This is a genomic window from Bacillus sp. FSL L8-0167, assembly GCF_038630295.1.
Lineage (GTDB): Bacteria > Bacillota > Bacilli > Bacillales > Bacillaceae > Bacillus > Bacillus safensis.
Window position 1 is genome coordinate 3,250,269 of sequence record NZ_CP152027.1, and the last position, 18,040, is coordinate 3,268,308.

Consider the following 18,040-nt stretch of genomic DNA (forward strand, 5'->3'; position numbering starts at 1 on the left):
ATTGATCGGGCTTTTTCTTTATTTTTTGATTCTAACAGCCGTTTCATATTTGTCCTTCCAGTACGTACTTGTTTTCATATTGGTTAAGACAACACCGTTTGAGACAGTCACATGAATGACTTGATTGGATCCTGCATATATCGCCGGCATCAATGATGTTCCGCTGAAGAAGACAAGATCTCCCGGCTGAAGCTCAGAACGTTTCACAGGTGTACCTGCTTTGACTTGACCTGATGCATAGCGGGGCAGCTCAATGCCAAGCACTTCTTGATACACGTACTGCGTGAACCCTGCTGTATCAAATCCTTCCTTTGGGTTCGTACCGCCTTTGACATAAGGGACTTCACCAATATAGGTAGCGGCTTTTGATACGATAGGGTCCTCTTTCGCAAGCTCCAGATCTGTTAACCGTTTCGCACCTGTCCATTTCTCGCGCCAATACGATTCAGACAAATAAGAAATTGTCACACTTTCAGAACGGCTCGCATGAATAAAGCGGTCGCCTCCAATATACATACCTACATGAGAAATTCCGGGCTTATATGTGTTGCTAAAAAAGACAAAATCCCCAGGGCGGATATCGTCTAATGCCACTGTTTCTCCAACGATCCACTGCTGTTCAGCACTTCGAGGTAAATAGATTCCAAGTGATTTTTCAAATAAATACTGTAAAAATCCTGAGCAGTCGAATCCAGTCTTTGGATCTGCTCCTCCAAATTCATAAGGAATTCCTAAATAGGTCAGCGCATCTTTCACAAGAGGATCATCAGAAATTTCTTGCGTGCCGGGCAGGCGTTTGACCGCATAAAATCGGTCTGTCCAATATTTGCTTTTGCTGACATCCGTTTTCACCACACCTTGACTAAGCGTGATGTGGATGACCTGATTGTTCCCCGCGTACAACGCCACATGTGTTGGGATATCCTTTGTTTCTTCAAGGCTTCGGAAATACACAAGGTCACCGGGCTGCGCTTTATCCCATGATACCTTTTTTCCAATCTGATATTGGTCGATTACCTTCCGCGGCAAATCAAATGTTTCGGATGTCTTGTACACATATTGAATAAACCCAGATGCATCAAAGCCCGTTTTTGGATCGGTTCCTCCTTTATGATAAGGTGTTCCAATCAGCTTTTCCGCTTGCTCCAAAAGAGATGGTGTTTGAGCAGATACCGCTGATTGAGACATGAACATCAGCCCTACAAGCGCACACCCTCCTATCAATATTCCTTTCCATTTCATGATCCTTTCCCTCCAATCTTCTATAGTTTCGACATGACACCTTTCATTTTACACCGTATTTCGACAAAAAAAGAGCACGCGATGTGCGTGCCCTTTATCCTTTTTAGGTTATTTACCTGCTTCCGCTTTTGACTGCTTTTGCTGTTCAATTTTCTGCATTTCAACCGAAATCTTTTGTTTTTCGTGATCTGTCAGACTGTCACTAAATTTAAAAGCAGACATAAAGACAAAGACTAAAATTAACGCAACAAACGGCCAGCTTGCTTTTAGGAATTTCATTTCTTCTCTTTCCCTCCGTTTTCTTTTAAGTTTTTAACTTTATCAGCGTGATCTACTTCAAAGAAAATGTGTCCGTCTTTTTCTTTCCAATCCGCATTCGTTCCATTGGTCAGCATACGGATAATGGCTTTTGATTCTAGAGATCCTGCTTTTACTGGAGCAGGTGTTGCTTCTTTGATGTACATTGGGACAACTTCAAATGTCGCTTTTCCATCTTCATTCAGATGATACTGAACAAGTGCAGAATCACGTGTTCTTGACCAGCCTTGGTCAAAAATAAAGTTGCCTAGGCTATAGAAAATCGCTGTTCCGTTATAGACTTCCATTGGTTCAAGGACGTGCGGATGAGCACCGATAATGATATCAGCTCCGGCCTTAGACATCGCTCTTGCCAATTCTCTTTGTCTGTCGTTTACTTCATTGTTGTACTCCTGTCCCCAGTGAGCATGAACAACGACGAGATCTGCCTTTTCAGCAGCCTGCGAAATCATCGGAATAAAGATAGATGGATCGGCTGGCAGAATACCCGCCTGGCGATTCGTTGCTTTGAAATCTTTCCCATACACATCTGTAAAACCAAGTGTAGCAATTTTGACACCATTTACTTCTTTGTACGAAATGTTCTGCTTCGCATCTTGGAGGTTACGACCTGCACCTGTATAATCCATGCCATTTTGTTCAAAGGCATTGATCGTGTTGTTCAGCCCTTTTTCACCATAGTCTGCCGCATGGTTATTCGCAAAGTTTAAGACAGAGAAATTTAAATCCTTCAACGCTTGGACAGAATCTTCATCTGTTTTTAAATGAATATTCTTTTGGGCTGCCTGTTCCTTATCTGATGCAACAGGATGCTCAAAGTTACCTGTCACATAATCTGACACATCAAAATATGGCTTGGCATAACGAAAGAGATGCTCTTTTCCATAGCGTTCTGTTACTTTCTCTACGTTTCTTCCAAACATAATGTCACCGACAAACGAAGCGGTCAGGATGTTTTCTGGATTTTTTTGTACAGTTGGCACTTGTGCTTTCCCGATAAACGTAAATAGAAATGTACAAGCAATGACGATCGGTAAAGCAATGAGTACGTGTTTATTCGTCTTTTTCTTTTGATTCTTTGTGATTTTCAGCAGCTTTTCCTGAAAGCTCAATTTTTTATTCATCATTGGACACACCTTATCTTAAAATAGATAGTAAACATACATGATGGCAAATGTTGCACCACTTAGAAGTAACGTGCTTCCAAGGGTAATCGTAAGTCCTTGCTTTTGAATTGTATTTGCAATCAATCCAGGGACGATGATTCCAATTCCGCGGAATTCTGCTATTTCAAATGGGACCACTGGATAGAAGAAATCAAATATCAGCTTTAAGGCAATCCCTGTAATCAGCATCGCAGCAAACTTTCTGCGTCCGTATAAAATCATGAATTTTGATAAGCCAAAGCGAACGATCACATACGTAAGCAAGCTGACAGATAAGACGATTAAAATGAAGACTGGCTGGTTAAATACGAGCGCCAGATAACCCGGGACAACAAGTCCAGCCGGTACGATTCCTGTTTTTTCTGCAAAGATTAAACTAAGTAGAACACCTAAAATTAACGAGATATAAAGATCTGATCCGAACATTTTCTATATTTCCTCCTAGCTGACAAGCTGCTTAATTTTGTATTCTTGAATTTTTTCGATTAACGGTTCAGCGGCACCATGGATATTGCCGACTCCATAAACCACTCGATTATGAAGCTTTTTCTCAAGCATATTCATAATTTCTTCTGTAGATTGATATTCAAGGTTGTGTAAGTGGTCAGCCGGAATTTTCCCTTCCTCATATGCCTTCACAATTGGATCAGTTGTTTCACCAATTAAGACAAGGTCACTTGCTTCAATATATGGAAGTACATCCTCCGCAAACTGGATCGTTCTATCTACCCGATCCGCACGGCAGTTCATAATAATAATCGGTTCATCTGTTGGATATCCAATTTCTTTCACACGCTTCCAAATGTTCAATGTAGATGCTGCGTCATTTGCCGCAAATCCATTTACAAAGTGTCCAGGTGTTTTCGCGTCCATTAATGGGAGAATTCTCATCGCTCCTGGATCAGGCGGCGCATTTAACATTCCTCTGAATGCCGTATCTTCATCAATCCCTAATGCTTGGGCAACACCAAGTGCAAGTGAAGCATTATCTGGGAAAACCATGTACTCAAATTTCCGCAAAAACTCATCGGAAATCTTGGAATTATCCGCAACAATGACTTCTGTGTTGCGTTTTTTCGCAATCTCTTTAAAGAAATCTGTATATTCACTATCCGTAATAACCAAGTGTCCATTGTAAGGAATTGTCGCTGTAAAGGCTTCTGCTATTTCATCAAGTGTCGGCCCCATAACGTCCATATGGTCTTCAAGAACGTTTACGATCACGCCAATATTTGCTTGAAGCAGCTCTTCCTGAAAGATAATTTGGTAATCTGGATTGACCGCCATACATTCACTGACGATGGCATTTGCTCCTCTTTCAACTGTTTCTCTCATAACTTCTTTCTGCTCTCCGATATTCGGTCCTTGCGGTTTCCTTTTAATCGGTTTCTCCTCTGGCGTATCCCAATAAATCATTCTTGCATCCGTTCCCGTTGTTTTACCGACAGTTTTATAACCTGCCTCCATTAAGATACCGGTTGTCAATCTTGTGACGGTAGACTTTCCGCGAATACCATTAATATTGACGCGCACCGGCAGGGCATCGATATTTTTCTGATGACGCTTCTTTTCAATAAAGCCAATCCCTAACATGATGACACAGGCTATAACGATTAACCACATCGCTATCTACATCTCCTTTTTTTATGAGTGTGATATGTAAATTCAATCAACAGTATATCTGTTCAGCATAAAATCACAATCGGTATTATGTAACATAATCTTTCACTTCCTCGTATGCCAAATTCCTCTAATCAGAAGGCTTTTTTGCCTACCCATCCTTTAAATGAAAAGGCCAAAAGGCGGACAAAAATCAATCTGAATTTCTGCTGAATTCATGAGAAAGCGTTACCATCAATGATCCGAAAATCTTTTGTCCTTTTCTCCCTAAATTTTTTGACAATTATTAAGATGTATTTTGAATCAATGTTTTAAAGCCCGCTCTTCTCTATAACATCAGTCATATCAGCGCTTTAAATGAATAGCGCATGTTTTGGAATGTTTTATACATTTAAATGAACAGGTTAGAAAGTCATCCTCATTAGTCAGAATGCTGTGTGTTGACCTATGACAAAGGTCACCTCTCAAAAAATCAAGTTATCTGCTTATTTTCAGGTCACAAAAAATTGGGATAAGATGTAAAAATTTAATCATTTCGTTATGGTTTCTCTTTACGAGATTCGCTCCTTATGACCTAAACAATGAAACATTATTCATTTCTTTTTATCAAGATTCATCATTTCTTAACATTTTTAACAAGATTTTAGTTGAAAGGTGTTCAAAATTGTCGGATCATGTCATGCTTTCCCCAAAAATGACGAATAAAATTCGCTTCTCGGCTTACACTATGCTTAAAAATCTGTGAGAGGAGGCTAAAGATGCCAAACACCAATGAGCAAACACGCCTGCATTTTTTATCAGGCAGCTTCGAGGAAAAAATCCGTATCCTGAAAAAAACATTTCAGCAAAGCGGCGATTTTGAGTACCGAGAATTAATGGTGAATGAAACGAAATCTGCACTGTTTTTTATTAAAACAAGAATAGATGAAGGAAAACTAAATGATTTCATTATCGGCAACTTGTTGGGCCCTCCCGGAAAGCAGAACTATACAAAATCTCTTAGTACACTCGAAACAGGAGACTTAACGCTGATTGTCGACAGCATTATTGCAGGAAGTATTGCCTTCCTTGATGAGAAATCCTCCCAGATTAAATTATTTGCCGTTGGACAACCGCCGCTGCGTTCCATTTCTGAACCTTCTTCTGAGAGTATTATTGCGGGCGCACATGATGGGTTTGTTGAGAGTCTGGATACCAATATTTATTTGCTTCGTTCGCATTTAAATGACCGGAAGCTCGCCATTCAATATCATAAGGTCGGCACAAAATCTGAAACAAAGGTTGCGACAGTTTATATTTCTGATATTGCCAATCAAGAAAAGATAGACGAGGTCAATAAACGAATTTCTTCTATTAAAGTAGACACGCTGCTAAGCCCCGGTGCTATTGTAGAAGCGATTGAGGATGATTCGTATTCCATTTTCCCACAGATCATTGACACAGAAAGGCCTGACAAAGTGAGATCAGCGATTCTAGAAGGGAGAATTGTCGTGCTGATGGATGGCAGCCCAATGGCCATCATTCTGCCTATTACGTTCTTTAGCTTCTTTCAATCACCAGATGATTATAATAGCCGCTGGATTCCAGCTACATTTATCCGCATTCTCCGCTATCTTGCCTGTATCATCGCAGTCATTCTTCCATCTTTTTACATCGCCGTCATCGGCTTTCATTATGAAGTTGTCCCAGATGAATTAGCCATTACGATGAAAAATTCAATTATCGGGATACCCTTCCCTCCTTTGATAGAAGCGATGCTGATGGAGATTACCATCGAACTCATACGAGAAGCCGGAGTGCGTCTGCCAAAACCAATTGGTCAGACCATAGGGATCGTAGGTGGTTTGGTCATCGGGGACGCCGTTGTACAAGCAGGACTCATTTCGAATGTCCTTGTCATTGTGGTCGCAGTGACGGCTGTTGCTTCCTTTGTGCTCCCCTCCTTTGAAATGACAGCAACCATTCGAATGCTTCGTTTCCCGCTCATGTTCATGGCATCAATGTTTGGTTTTATCGGCATTTCTTTTGGTCTTTCTATCGTACTGATGAATTTATGCCGCCTAGAATCATTAGGCGTTCCATATTTATCACCTGTTGCTCCATTCAACTGGCAGGACTTAAAAGATACTGTGATTCGATTACCAATGTGGATGTACAAAAATCGCCCTGTTTATTTAAATCCGCAAAAGAAAGAGCAAATTGAAAATTTGAGAGGATGGAAAAATAAAGATGAAAAATAAAATATCCCCACCTCAAGCTGTCTTTTTTATCATTCAATCTCAAATTGGTGTCGGTATTTTAGCTCTCCCCCATTTGCTGATGAAAGATATGGGACACGACGGCTGGATGGCGATTATATTAGCCTGTTTTTTCATCCAAATCATCAACACTATTTTTTTATATATTATCCAAAAGTATCCAGAAACATCGTTTTTCCAAGCATTAATTGAGGTGTTTGGAAAATGGATCGGACGGACATTGGTGGCGCTCTATACAGTGTACTTCGCCTCGGTTTGCATCGTCGTGCTCGCCATTTTCACAAGAACCCTTGGTATTTGGGTGCTGCCACTTACACCCAACTGGATCATTAACCTTCTAATGATGATATCCATTATCTATATTGCAAAAGAAAAAATTGCAGCGATTGTCAGGTATAACTTTATTTTGACTCCCTTTTTACTCATGCTGTCTCTCTTAATGTTCTATTCGTTAAAAGGGACCAATATCGACTATCTCATGCCTTTTTTCCAAACGAACCTTTCACAAGTTTCCCTTGGATTAAAAGACGTCGTTCTATCGATGAATGGATTTGAGATGATCCTCATTATCTCACCATTTATGAAAGGGGGCATCAAAGTAAGGTACAAGGTGATGACCATTTCAAATATATGCACGACGCTTTACTACCTATTTATTACATTGATTTGTTTTATGTTTTTTAGTCCGATTGAGCTGAATGTGATTCCAAGTCCTGTTCTTTATTTATTAAAAACCATTTCATTCGGTGTGATTGAGCGGACAGACTTGATTTTTCTCAGTTTCTGGGTATTTGTCATTCTTGCCACACTCAGCAACTATCTTTACTTCTGTGCAAACGGTGTGTCCAGCCTTTTCAAAAAAAAAGAGCACAAAAAATTCGTTTATTATTTTGCCATTTTGATCTATGCCGTTAGCTGCTTTTTAGCAAATGATAACTTTAGAATTCAGCGATTTAATGAATTTACCACCATAGCTCAATATTCATTTATTTACACACTCCCAATCTTTATGGCCATTATCATCTTTATCAAACATCGCAAAGGGAAGGTGAAATCACATGCGTCATAAATACATGCTGACGCTGCTTACATGTGTTTCTCTCATATTCATGCCTGGCTGCTGGGATCAAAATTTATTAAAAAATATCTCTCTTATTTTAACCTCCACTGTTGATCAAGGAGAGAATGACAATGCGAAATTCTCGATTACTTATCGAAAGGTGCAGCAGTCTCAGAGTATGGCGCAAGGAAATACAGGCAGTTATTTAACCACTCTTCTCACCACTGAAGCACCTACTTTAAGAAAAGCAAGAACCAACTTCAGCCGGATTGTGGATCAAAAAATAGACATGTCAAAAATGCGTGTCATGCTGATTGGTGATGAATTTGCCCAAAATCGCCTTCTGCCTTACTTAGACATGTTCTATCGTGATCCGAAAAGCCCCCTTCTTGCAAATCTTGCCGTCGTCCAAGGGGGGACCTGTGTTGAATTAATCAACCAGCTGCTCAAGGAAAAACTCATTGTGAGTGACTATTTAAACAACTTAATCACGACTGCATCTCGTTCCTCCCAAGTAGCACCTAAAAACATTCAAAGTGTCCGATCCAAAATGCTGCAAACCGGTGAAGATTTCACACTGCCGTTACTCCACTTTGATCAGTCGAAAAAGTTAATCAATGTGAAGGGGGTAGCCCTTTTTGATAATGAGAAAAAGAAAGGCGAGCTATATGGGCAAGATGCCATTCTGCTCACCGTTATGGATGGAAAAATAGGCAAGTATGCGAACTTCACTAAAAAAGTCAGAAGTGACATGAAATCAAAAGAAAACAATTACATCACCATTCAAGTCACTGATTCAAAGAGGGATATCAATATTGTGAATCCTGACCATCGAAACTTAACTTTCTCACTCGAATATGAATTCACAACCTCTGTCCTCGAATACCCAAAAGATAATCTAGATACTGACAAAAAAATTAAAATGCTAAACAAAAGGCTTTCAGTCATTTTGACAAAAGAAGCAGAAAAAATTGTCGCTGCCCTGCAAGATGCGAATTCTGACGTGTTAAGCCTCGGCAGAAAATATAGGGTTAAACATTATGATGAGTATATGAAAATGAATTGGATCACCGATTATCCAAAAGTAAAAATCATTCCAAAAATCAAAGTGAATATTACACAAACAGGCATTATTAGTTAAGAAAAGGAAGAAGTTATCTTTCTTTTCTTTTTTATTTTTTTAAGATTGTCTTTTCGATGCTTTCGTGATAATCTATTTGCGTAAACGGTTACACACCGACGAAGGGAGGCACTCCATTGACTACAATTAAAGATGTTGCAAAAGCTGCTCAAGTGTCAGTTGCGACTGTTTCACGCGTGCTCAATGATACTGGATACGTCCATATTGATACGAAAACCCGTGTGACGCAAGCGATGCAGGAGTTGAACTACTTTCCCAATGAAGTGGCTAGATCCCTTTTCAAAAGAGAATCACGCTTAATCGGCTTAATCTTGCCTGATATCACAAACCCCTTCTTTCCTCAGCTTGCTAGAGGCGTTGAGGATGAGATTCATGCGCACGGTTTTCGGTTATTATTCGGAAACAGTGATGAAGATCGAGAGAAAGAAATGGCGTACTTGCAAACCTTTAAACAAAATCAAGTGGTCGGTGTCATCGCGGTCACAAATGAACCTGAATCAGATATATACAATGATGATGATCTGCCTGTTGTGTTTTTAGATCGAACGGTTCCACATGCACCTTCTGTTTTTGCAGATGCTGCAGCTGGCGGGAAAATGGCGGCAATGGAATTAATCAGACGCGGCAGCCGGCAGATCACACTGTTAAAAGGACCTGCCCATCTGCAAACAGCGCGGCAGCGATTCAAAGGCGCACTCGATGTTCTCACGGAAACAGGTGTCGACTTTCATGTGATGTCTAATGCTTCCTTTTCCTTTCAAGAAGCCCGAAAAAGCGCCAAGGCCCTTTTCCAGCTGTACCCTGAAACTGATGGGATCATTGCCAGCAACGATATCGTCGCAACAGCGGTCATCCATGAAGCGCTTCGAATCGGAAAAGCGATTCCAGGAGACGTTCAAATCATTGGATTTGATGATATTCCGCAAAGTGAACTGCTCTTCCCTTCCCTATCGACCATAAGGCAGCCGGCCTATGAGATGGGAAAAGAAGCGGCACAGCTGTTAATCAAAGCGATTCAGAAACAACCGATAGATCAACCAGTTATTCAAATGCCCGTCTCTTTTATTGAACGAGAGACCACAAGAAAGGTGGATTCACAATGAGTCATATTGTTGTAGTAGGAAGCTGTTCAATGGATTTAGTCGTCACTTCAGATAAACGGCCAAATGCCGGTGAAACGGTTTTAGGCGAATCGTTTAAAACGGTCCCAGGCGGGAAAGGTGCCAATCAGGCAGTCGCAAGCGCCAGACTCGGTGCAGATGTATATATCGTCGGCCGAGTTGGTGATGATGCTTATGGCCATGATATTCTCAGCAATTTACAAGCACAAGGTGTCCGTACCTCCTATATGAAACCGGTTACCGAAATGGAAAGCGGCACAGCTCATATCATTTTAGCAGAAGGTGATAACAGCATTGTTGTGGTCAAAGGGGCAAATGACGAGGTCACTCCTGACTATGTAAGTGATGCTCTTTCTACAATTGATGATATTGGGATGGTTCTCATCCAGCAGGAAATACCTGAAGAAACGGTCGAAGCGGTCTGCGCCATTTGCAGTGAAAAAGAAATCCCTGTCATTTTAAACCCTGCACCAGCCCGTAAAGTATCGAAGCAGGTTTTAGATCAGGCTGCTTACATTACACCGAATGAACATGAAGCTGTTCTGATGTTTGATGGTCTGCCAATTGAAGATGCCTTGCGTCAATACCCTAACAAATTATTAATCACAGAAGGAAAAAATGGGGTTCGATATTTTGATGGAACGAAAGACGTGTTGGTTCCAGGCGTTCCTGTCGAAGCAGTCGATACAACAGGGGCTGGCGATACCTTTAACGGAGCCTTGGCTGTCGCTCTAACAGAAGGCAAAACCCTCTATGACGCACTTGCCTTTGCCAACCTTGCAGCATCAATGTCCGTCACAAAGTTTGGCGCACAAGGCGGCATGCCAACAAGAGAAGAATTGGAGAAAAAGAAATGAAAAAAAACGGCATCCTAAACAGCCATATCGCCAAGGTGCTTGCTGACCTTGGCCACACAGATACAATCGTCATCGCAGACTGTGGTCTCCCTATCCCAGAAGGTCCAGTCAAAATCGACCTGGCATTATCAATCGGCACACCATCCTTTCAGGAGGTCACCTCCCTCCTTCTTCAGGAAATGGCCGTTGAAAACATCACTGTAGCTAGTGAAATCAAAGAAGCCAATGAACGAGATCATTTATTTCTTAAGAAAGCGCTCTCAAAACCGTTACATGAAGTAGACCACGAGACGTTCAAAGACATGACCAAACAGGCAAAAGCAGTCATTCGAACGGGTGAAGCCACCCCATACGCAAACTGCATTCTTCATGCCGGTGTCATCTTTTAAAAGGAGGAGCCAGATATGAACATAGAGATGCATAACATCCATAAAGCTTTTGGAAAAAACACCGTTCTCTCCGGGGTCTCCTTTGACCTCGTCACAGGCGAAGTCCACGCACTCATGGGTGAAAATGGTGCGGGAAAATCAACTTTAATGAATCTGCTTACAGGTCTTTATTCTTTAGATCAAGGAACGATACAAATCGACGGAAAAGAAACCGCTTTCAAAAATCCAAAGGAAGCGGAGGAGCATGGCATCGCCTTCATTCATCAGGAGCTCAACATATGGCCGGATATGACCGTCTTGGAGAACCTATTCATCGGGAAAGAAATCTATACGAAACTCGGACTGCTAGATACTAAGAAAATGAAGACCCTCGCCCAAACGCAGCTGGACCGTTTGTCTGTGAATCTCTCACTTGAACAAGAGGCAGGCAGCTGTTCTGTTGGACAAAAACAGATGATTGAGATTGCAAAAGCATTAATGACCGATGCAAAGGTCATCATCATGGATGAGCCGACAGCAGCTCTTACGGAACGGGAAATCGAGAAGCTCTTCCAGGTCATTGAATCTCTCAAAAAAGAAGGCGTTTCCATAGTCTATATTTCTCACCGTATGGAGGAAATCTTTGCAATCTGTGACCGTATTACGATCATGCGTGATGGGAAAACGGTCGATACGAAAGCCATACCTGAAACGAATTTCCATGAGGTCGTCAAAAAAATGGTCGGCCGTGAATTGACAGATCGATATCCTGAGCGAACGCCTTCTACAGGAGACATTGTCCTTGAGGTGAAACAAGCAACGAGAAAAGGACAATTTCAAGATATCAGCTTCTCAGTTAAAGCTGGAGAAATCGTTGGTGTTGCAGGCTTAATGGGTGCTGGCCGGACCGAAATGATGCGGTCGCTCTTTGGTCTTGATCCTCTTGATCAAGGAGAAATATGGGTTCATGGAAAAAAGGCTGTTATTAAAAAACCAAGTGATGCCGTCAAGCTCGGCATCGGCTTTATCACAGAGGATCGCAAGGATGAAGGATTGATGCTTGATGCATCCATCCGGGAAAACATCGGTCTGCCAAACTTAAAAAGCTTCTCTCCAAAGGGACTGATTGATAAGAAAACTGAACAGGATTTTGTCGACCTTCTCATCAAACGACTGACGATTAAAACGGCTTCCTCTGACATCTCTGCCCGAAGCCTGTCTGGTGGAAATCAGCAGAAAGTCGTCATCGCCAAATGGATCGGCATACAGCCGAAGGTCTTGATTTTAGATGAACCGACACGAGGTGTCGACGTCGGAGCGAAACGAGAAATCTATCAGTTAATGAATGAGCTGACCGATCGAGGTGTTGCCATTTTAATGGTCTCCTCTGAGCTCCCAGAGATACTCGGGATGAGCGACCGGGTGCTCGTCATTCATGAAGGAACCATCAGCGGAGAATTAGACAAAGCAGAAGCAACGCAGGAACGAATTATGACACTAGCTACAGGAGGGAAGTAACATGAAACCACTTACTTCAAATGGACGATTTGATCACATCATGCAAAAGCTTGGGCCATTCTTAGGACTCATCATCCTTGTTGCCATTGTTTCTATTTTAAACCCGGCCTTTTTAGAGCCATTAAACATCTTAAACTTACTGAGACAAATCTCCATTAATGCCCTCATTGCCTTTGGCATGACGTTTGTTATTTTAACTGGAGGTATTGATTTATCAGTCGGTGCTATTCTTGCACTGTCCAGTGCCCTGACTGCCGGCTTTATCGTTTCTGGCATGGATCCGATTTTAGCCATTATCGTCGGCTGTATCATCGGTGCCGTTCTTGGGATGATCAACGGTCTTTTAATCACAAAAGGCAAGATGGCTCCATTTATCGCAACGCTTGCCACGATGACAATTTTCAGAGGTTTGACACTCGTGTATACAGACGGAAACCCGATTACTGGGCTTGGCTCTAACTATGCATTTCAGTTATTCGGCCGCGGATATTTCTTAGGCATTCCTGTTCCAGCGATCACGATGCTTCTCACCTTTATCGTACTTTGGGTACTGCTTCATAAAACACCTTTCGGCAGAAGAACATATGCCATCGGCGGGAATGAAAAGGCGGCTCTCATCTCAGGAATCAAAGTACCACGCGTGAAAATTATGATCTATTCATTAGCAGGCTTCATGTCTGCCTTAGCAGGTGCAATCTTAACATCTCGCCTAAATTCAGCGCAGCCAACAGCTGGTACGTCCTATGAGCTTGATGCCATTGCTGCCGTCGTACTTGGCGGGACAAGCCTGTCCGGCGGAAGAGGACGAATGGTCGGCACACTCATCGGGGTGCTCATTATCGGTGTCCTGAACAATGGTATGAACTTACTTGGCGTTTCATCATTCTATCAATCTGTTGTGAAAGGGATTGTCATCTTGATTGCAGTCCTATTAGACAGAAAGAAATCTGCTTAAGGAGGCAGCCGCTATGAAAAAATATCTTATTCTCATCCTGACTCTCTCATTGTTCATGCTTTCTGCCTGCTCACTTGAACCGCCGGAGTGGGCCAAGTCATCAAAGGATGGCAAGAAAAAGGACATCAAAATTGGGCTGTCGATCTCGACGTTAAATAACCCATTCTTCGTTTCTCTGAAAAACGGTGTGACAAAAGAAGCGAAAAAGCTAGGCATTGAAGTCGTGATTGCAGATGCACAAAATGATTCAGCTAAACAAACAAGTGATGTTGAAGACCTTATTCAGCAAGGCGTCGACGCATTGCTTATCAACCCAGCGGATTCATCTGCCATATCAACCGCTGTCGAATCAGCAAACGCTTCTGATATACCTGTCATCACATTAGACCGTTCAGCCGAAAGTGGAAAGGTAGAAGCACTTGTCGCCTCAGATAACGTCAAAGGCGGTGAAATGGCAGCTAACTTTATCATCGACAAGGTTGGCAAAGGAGCAAAAGTCGCTGAATTAGAAGGCGTACCAGGCGCTTCCGCTACACGTGAGCGTGGAAAAGGATTCCATCAAATAGCGGATAAAGATCTAAAAGTGACAGCAAAACAAGCTGCCGACTTCGACCGGACAAAAGGACTGAATGTCATGGAAAACCTCCTTCAAGGAAACCCTGACATCAAAGCCGTTTTTGCCCATAATGATGAAATGGCTCTTGGCGCACTAGAAGCGATTCAAAGTTCTGGGAAAGACATTCTTGTCGTTGGCTTTGATGGAAACGAAGATGCACTCAGCTCAATCAAAGCAGGAAAGCTCTCTGCAACAGTCGCGCAGCAGCCTGAGCTGATCGGTCAACTGGCAGTCGGTGCTGCAAACGACGTATTAAAAGGGAAAAAGGTACAAAAGAACATCGCAGCTCCACTCAAACTAGAACAGAAGAAATAAACAGAAAACCCCCGATTTCCCTCGGGGGTTTTCCTATTACTGTGGTCTTTTCAGCACAAATGACGTGCCTAAATGGGCATAATCATTACCTGCTAGGCGAGCAACTGGTTTCAGTTCATTAGTAGAAACATAGCCTTTTTCTGCATCATAAACACCCTCATCTAAATGTGCACATACAACCCGGCCAATGATATGATCAACTGTGATCTCCCCTTCATCATTTTGAAAGGTCAGATGTTTTTCCAGCTGACATTCAAAACGAATGCGCGCTTCCTTGATTCCCGGCACTGAAATGACATGACTCTCTACTTGATGAAGTCCGGTGCGATCCAGCTCACTCTCTTCCCGAGGCAATGTAGCAGCTGTTTCATTAATATCTTCTATCATGTCTTCATCACTCACATGGACGACAAACTCTTCCCTGTCAATGATATGCTGCGCAGTATCTTTCATCTGACCATCACGTCGTCCGATAGAAACCGCAATGAGCGGCGGGTGTCCGCTGATGACATTAAAGAAACTAAATGGTGCGGCATTGACGACATTTTCTTTAGACAGACTTGTAATAAACGCAATCGGTCTTGGAACGATAGATCCAGATAATAATTTATATGCCTCTTTTCGTGACAGCTGATCCATTTGCAATGTAATCAATTCAGGTACGCCTCCTTTTAATGTAACGACATCATACCATAACCCGTTCCCTATACCTCTTATTCCAGCTCGGTGCGATGCAGGATATGGTGGACCAGATGAAATAAAGCAGGATTATGATTTTCACGTCTATAGGAAATCGTCCATTCCGCCAGAAGCTGTTCATCCTCAATGGCCCGATATACAACATCCAGATTAAATAAACGCCGGGCTGATTTTGGAATCACTGCAATACCGATCCCTGCTGTGACGAGGCCAATGATCATTTGATATTCCGCCGCTTCCTGCACGATATTTGGAGAAAACCCGTACTTTTCACATAGCAGGACAAAGTGCTGATAAAGAGACGGCCATGATTCCTGTGATAAAGAAATAATCGGTTCATGCCGGATATCTTCAATCGCGACCGTCTCTTTATTAGCCAAACGATGATTTTTTGGAATCGCAAAAATACATTCACTTTGCTTCATCAAACGACTCACTAATTCTTCATGCGGCGGTGTAGGATGTAAAAAACCGATATCAATCTCACCATTTAAAAGTGCCTCTAGCTGCTGCGGAACAGAAAGCTGCTGCAATTCAATACTGACAGAGGGATACAGCTCCCTGAATTCACGTACAACGGGCGGCAGAATATCATACGTCGCCGTTCCAACAAAACCTATGATGATTTTCCCCAGCTCTCCTCTTGCTGTATGACGGGCATGATCAACGGCTTTATCAAGATGCTGCAGCACTCCCCGAACCTCATGTAAAAAGACCTTTCCAGCTGCTGTTAGCTCCACCACCCGCTTCGACCGGTGAAATAAAGGAAAACCCAATTCTTCCTCAAACTGCTTAATTTGCTGACTAAGTGGAGGCTGTGTCATATTCAACCGCGCGGCTGCTCTGCCAAAATGCAGCTCCTCCGCTACTGTGACAAAATACTGCAAATGTCTCAGTTCCATCCTTTCACTCCTCACACACTTATTCGTGAAACATATCAAAACCACGTTAAACATATATTGGAAAATTTATTTTATGAAATGTATAGTAAATCATATCATGAAAATATATTTTCATAAAAAATTTTACTTGCCGAAAGGAGTGCGGGGTAAATGAAATCTCAAGCACAACCCCTAACAAGACGAGGAGCAGAGTTGATTGTCGATACGCTGATTGCTCAAGGTGTGACCCATGTTTTTGCGATTCCAGGTGCAAAAATTGACGCTGTATTTGATGTATTAAAAGACAGAGGTCCAGAGCTTGTCCTATGCAGACACGAACAAAATGCAGCCTTTATGGCAGCCGCTGTCGGACGTTTAACTGGCAAACCAGGTGTTTGTCTCGTCACATCAGGTCCTGGTGCATCTAATTTAGCAACAGGTCTATTAACAGCCAATACAGAAGGTGATCCTGTTGTCGCAATCGCTGGAAACGTCATTCGTGCAGATCGTCTGAAACGAACACATCAATCACTCGACAATGCGGCATTATTCAAACCAGTCACAAAATATAGCGTTGAAGTACAAGACGTAAACAATATACCAGAAGCATTAACAAATGCTTTTCGCGCGGCACAAAAAGGGCAGGCTGGAGCAGCATTTATCAGCTTTCCACAAGATGTCGTGACAGAACACACCACACAAACACCAGTGTCTGCTCACCCTTCTCCAGAATTAGGTCCTGCACCAGATGCTCTCATCAGTTCGGCTATCGCCAAAATTCAAAATGCACACTTACCTATTGCGATTGTGGGAATGAAAGCTAGTCGTCCATCTGCTGCACATGCCACAAGAGCATTATTAAAAACACTTGGTATCCCATTTGTTGAAACGTATCAAGGAGCCGGCGTTCTCTCAAGAGAGCTCGAGTCTCAATATGTAGGCAGAATCGGCTTATTCCGTAATCAGCCGGGTGATTTTCTCATTGAACATGCAGATGTCCTTTTGACCATTGGCTTTGATCCAATTGAATATGATCCGAAGCATTGGAATCTTCAGCCGCAGCAGCGTCAGATCATCCATGTTGATGACATGCAGGCAGATATTGACCATTTTTATGAGCCAGCGCTTGAGCTTGTAGGCAATATTTCTGAAACCGTCAAACATCTCGCGCATGACAGTGTTCCCCTTTCTTTAAGCAAAGAGAACATAGAATTAGTCACTGAATTACAGGAGCTATTAAGCGACATCGAAAAGACACCAGAAAGAGAAAGTCATCGATCTCATCCACTGGATGTCATTCATACATTGAGACGTCTGATTCCTGATGACACGAAGGTCACGTGTGATATCGGATCTCACGCGATTTGGATGTCCCGTCACTTCCGCGTCTATGAACCGAACTCATTCCTGGTGAGTAACGGCATGCAAACATTAGGCGTCGCATTACCATGGGCAATTGCGGCTTCTATCATGAATCCAGATGAAAAGATTATCTCGGTCTCAGGTGATGGCGGTTTTCTCTTCTCCGCAATGGAGTTAGAAACAGCAGTCCGGAAGAAAACAAACCTCGTTCACCTTGTTTGGAACGACAGCACATACGACATGGTCGCGTTCCAGCAGGAAATGAAATATGACCGTACATCCTGCGTTGAATTCGGGCAAATCGATTTAGTGAAATATGCGGAAAGCTTTGGAGCGACTGGACTAAGGGTCAACTCACCCGAGGAGCTTTCAACCGTCCTTCAAAAGGGTATAAACATAGAAGGACCCGTGATTATTGATATTCCGATTGACTATCAAGACAACCCTGACCTCGCCAGTCAAAAATGGCCAGAAGTCTTTCGCAAAAAACATGCAATGAACGTCAGATAAGACTTCGATACATTACATTAAAGGAGTGAACGG

17 protein-coding genes are annotated in these 18,040 nt (G+C 42.4%); 10 read left to right on the forward strand and 7 right to left on the reverse strand.

The window, feature by feature from the left end; translation table 11 throughout:
* Nucleotides 1-18: 18 nt before the first annotated feature.
* From MHB66_RS16805 to pgsB, 5 genes are all read right to left on the reverse strand, one after another.
* Entirely contained in the window at nt 19-1,242 is a 1,224-nt protein-coding gene (locus tag MHB66_RS16805; protein WP_046313026.1) for a C40 family peptidase, read from the reverse strand.
* A gap of 108 nt (nt 1,243-1,350) precedes the next feature.
* Nucleotides 1,351-1,521: a hypothetical protein gene (locus MHB66_RS16810; protein WP_087976066.1), complete on the reverse strand. Its 171-nt coding sequence runs from the start codon at nt 1,519-1,521 to the stop codon at nt 1,351-1,353.
* Nucleotides 1,518-2,684: a CapA family protein gene (locus MHB66_RS16815; RefSeq protein WP_024426300.1), complete on the reverse strand. Its 1,167-nt coding sequence runs from the start codon at nt 2,682-2,684 to the stop codon at nt 1,518-1,520. The genes MHB66_RS16810 and MHB66_RS16815 overlap by 4 nt, the downstream gene beginning before the upstream one ends.
* Nucleotides 2,685-2,702: 18 nt before the next feature.
* Entirely contained in the window at nt 2,703-3,152 is a 450-nt protein-coding gene (gene pgsC / locus MHB66_RS16820) for a poly-gamma-glutamate biosynthesis protein PgsC (RefSeq protein WP_024426301.1), read from the reverse strand.
* Between the two features lie 15 nt (nt 3,153-3,167).
* Entirely contained in the window at nt 3,168-4,349 is a 1,182-nt protein-coding gene (gene pgsB, locus MHB66_RS16825) for a poly-gamma-glutamate synthase PgsB (RefSeq protein WP_024423670.1), read from the reverse strand.
* A 755-nt stretch (nt 4,350-5,104) separates the two neighbouring features.
* Between pgsB and MHB66_RS16830 the strand changes: the two genes are divergently transcribed.
* The 9 genes from MHB66_RS16830 (at nt 5,105) to rbsB (ending at nt 14,555) form a co-directional block, all read left to right on the forward strand.
* Entirely contained in the window at nt 5,105-6,586 is a 1,482-nt protein-coding gene (locus tag MHB66_RS16830; protein WP_046313024.1) for a spore germination protein, read from the forward strand.
* A complete protein-coding gene (locus tag MHB66_RS16835; protein ID WP_046313023.1) occupies nt 6,576-7,673 on the forward strand; it encodes an endospore germination permease in 1,098 nt (365 codons plus the stop codon). Before MHB66_RS16830 ends, MHB66_RS16835 begins: the two co-directional genes overlap by 11 nt.
* The gene (locus tag MHB66_RS16840) at nt 7,663-8,805 is read left to right on the forward strand and encodes a Ger(x)C family spore germination protein (protein WP_046313021.1); all 1,143 of its coding nucleotides are present in this window, start codon (nt 7,663-7,665) and stop codon (nt 8,803-8,805) included. The genes MHB66_RS16835 and MHB66_RS16840 overlap by 11 nt, the downstream gene beginning before the upstream one ends.
* Before the next feature lie 116 nt (nt 8,806-8,921).
* On the forward strand, nt 8,922-9,908 hold the full coding sequence (locus MHB66_RS16845; protein WP_046313019.1) for a LacI family DNA-binding transcriptional regulator: 987 nt from the start codon (nt 8,922-8,924) through the stop codon (nt 9,906-9,908).
* Complete coding sequence (rbsK, locus tag MHB66_RS16850) at nt 9,905-10,783, forward strand: ribokinase (protein WP_041115541.1); 879 nt, start codon at nt 9,905-9,907, stop codon at nt 10,781-10,783. Before MHB66_RS16845 ends, rbsK begins: the two co-directional genes overlap by 4 nt.
* Complete coding sequence (gene rbsD / locus MHB66_RS16855) at nt 10,780-11,172, forward strand: D-ribose pyranase (protein ID WP_025093920.1); 393 nt, start codon at nt 10,780-10,782, stop codon at nt 11,170-11,172. Before rbsK ends, rbsD begins: the two co-directional genes overlap by 4 nt.
* Before the next feature lie 15 nt (nt 11,173-11,187).
* Nucleotides 11,188-12,669, forward strand: coding sequence for a sugar ABC transporter ATP-binding protein (locus MHB66_RS16860; protein ID WP_041115540.1), 1,482 nt, complete (start codon nt 11,188-11,190; stop codon nt 12,667-12,669).
* Nucleotide 12,670: 1 nt separating this feature from the next.
* Complete coding sequence (gene rbsC, locus MHB66_RS16865; protein WP_041115539.1) at nt 12,671-13,624, forward strand: ribose ABC transporter permease RbsC; 954 nt, start codon at nt 12,671-12,673, stop codon at nt 13,622-13,624.
* 13 nt (nt 13,625-13,637) lie between these two features.
* A complete protein-coding gene (gene rbsB, locus MHB66_RS16870; RefSeq protein ID WP_041108103.1) occupies nt 13,638-14,555 on the forward strand; it encodes a ribose ABC transporter substrate-binding protein RbsB in 918 nt (305 codons plus the stop codon).
* A 36-nt stretch (nt 14,556-14,591) separates the two neighbouring features.
* Here the strand turns inward: rbsB and MHB66_RS16875 are convergent, their stop codons facing one another.
* Both MHB66_RS16875 and alsR read right to left on the reverse strand, forming a co-directional pair.
* Nucleotides 14,592-15,209, reverse strand: a complete 618-nt coding sequence (locus MHB66_RS16875; RefSeq protein ID WP_041115538.1) for a flavin reductase family protein — start codon at nt 15,207-15,209, stop codon at nt 14,592-14,594.
* A gap of 59 nt (nt 15,210-15,268) precedes the next feature.
* Nucleotides 15,269-16,156, reverse strand: a complete 888-nt coding sequence (gene alsR, locus MHB66_RS16880; protein ID WP_041115537.1) for an acetoin biosynthesis transcriptional regulator AlsR — start codon at nt 16,154-16,156, stop codon at nt 15,269-15,271.
* A 150-nt stretch (nt 16,157-16,306) separates the two neighbouring features.
* On the opposite strand from alsR, the gene alsS reads away from it, so the two are divergent.
* Nucleotides 16,307-18,007: an acetolactate synthase AlsS gene (gene alsS / locus MHB66_RS16885; RefSeq protein ID WP_034281184.1), complete on the forward strand. Its 1,701-nt coding sequence runs from the start codon at nt 16,307-16,309 to the stop codon at nt 18,005-18,007.
* Nucleotides 18,008-18,040: the final 33 nt, after the last annotated feature.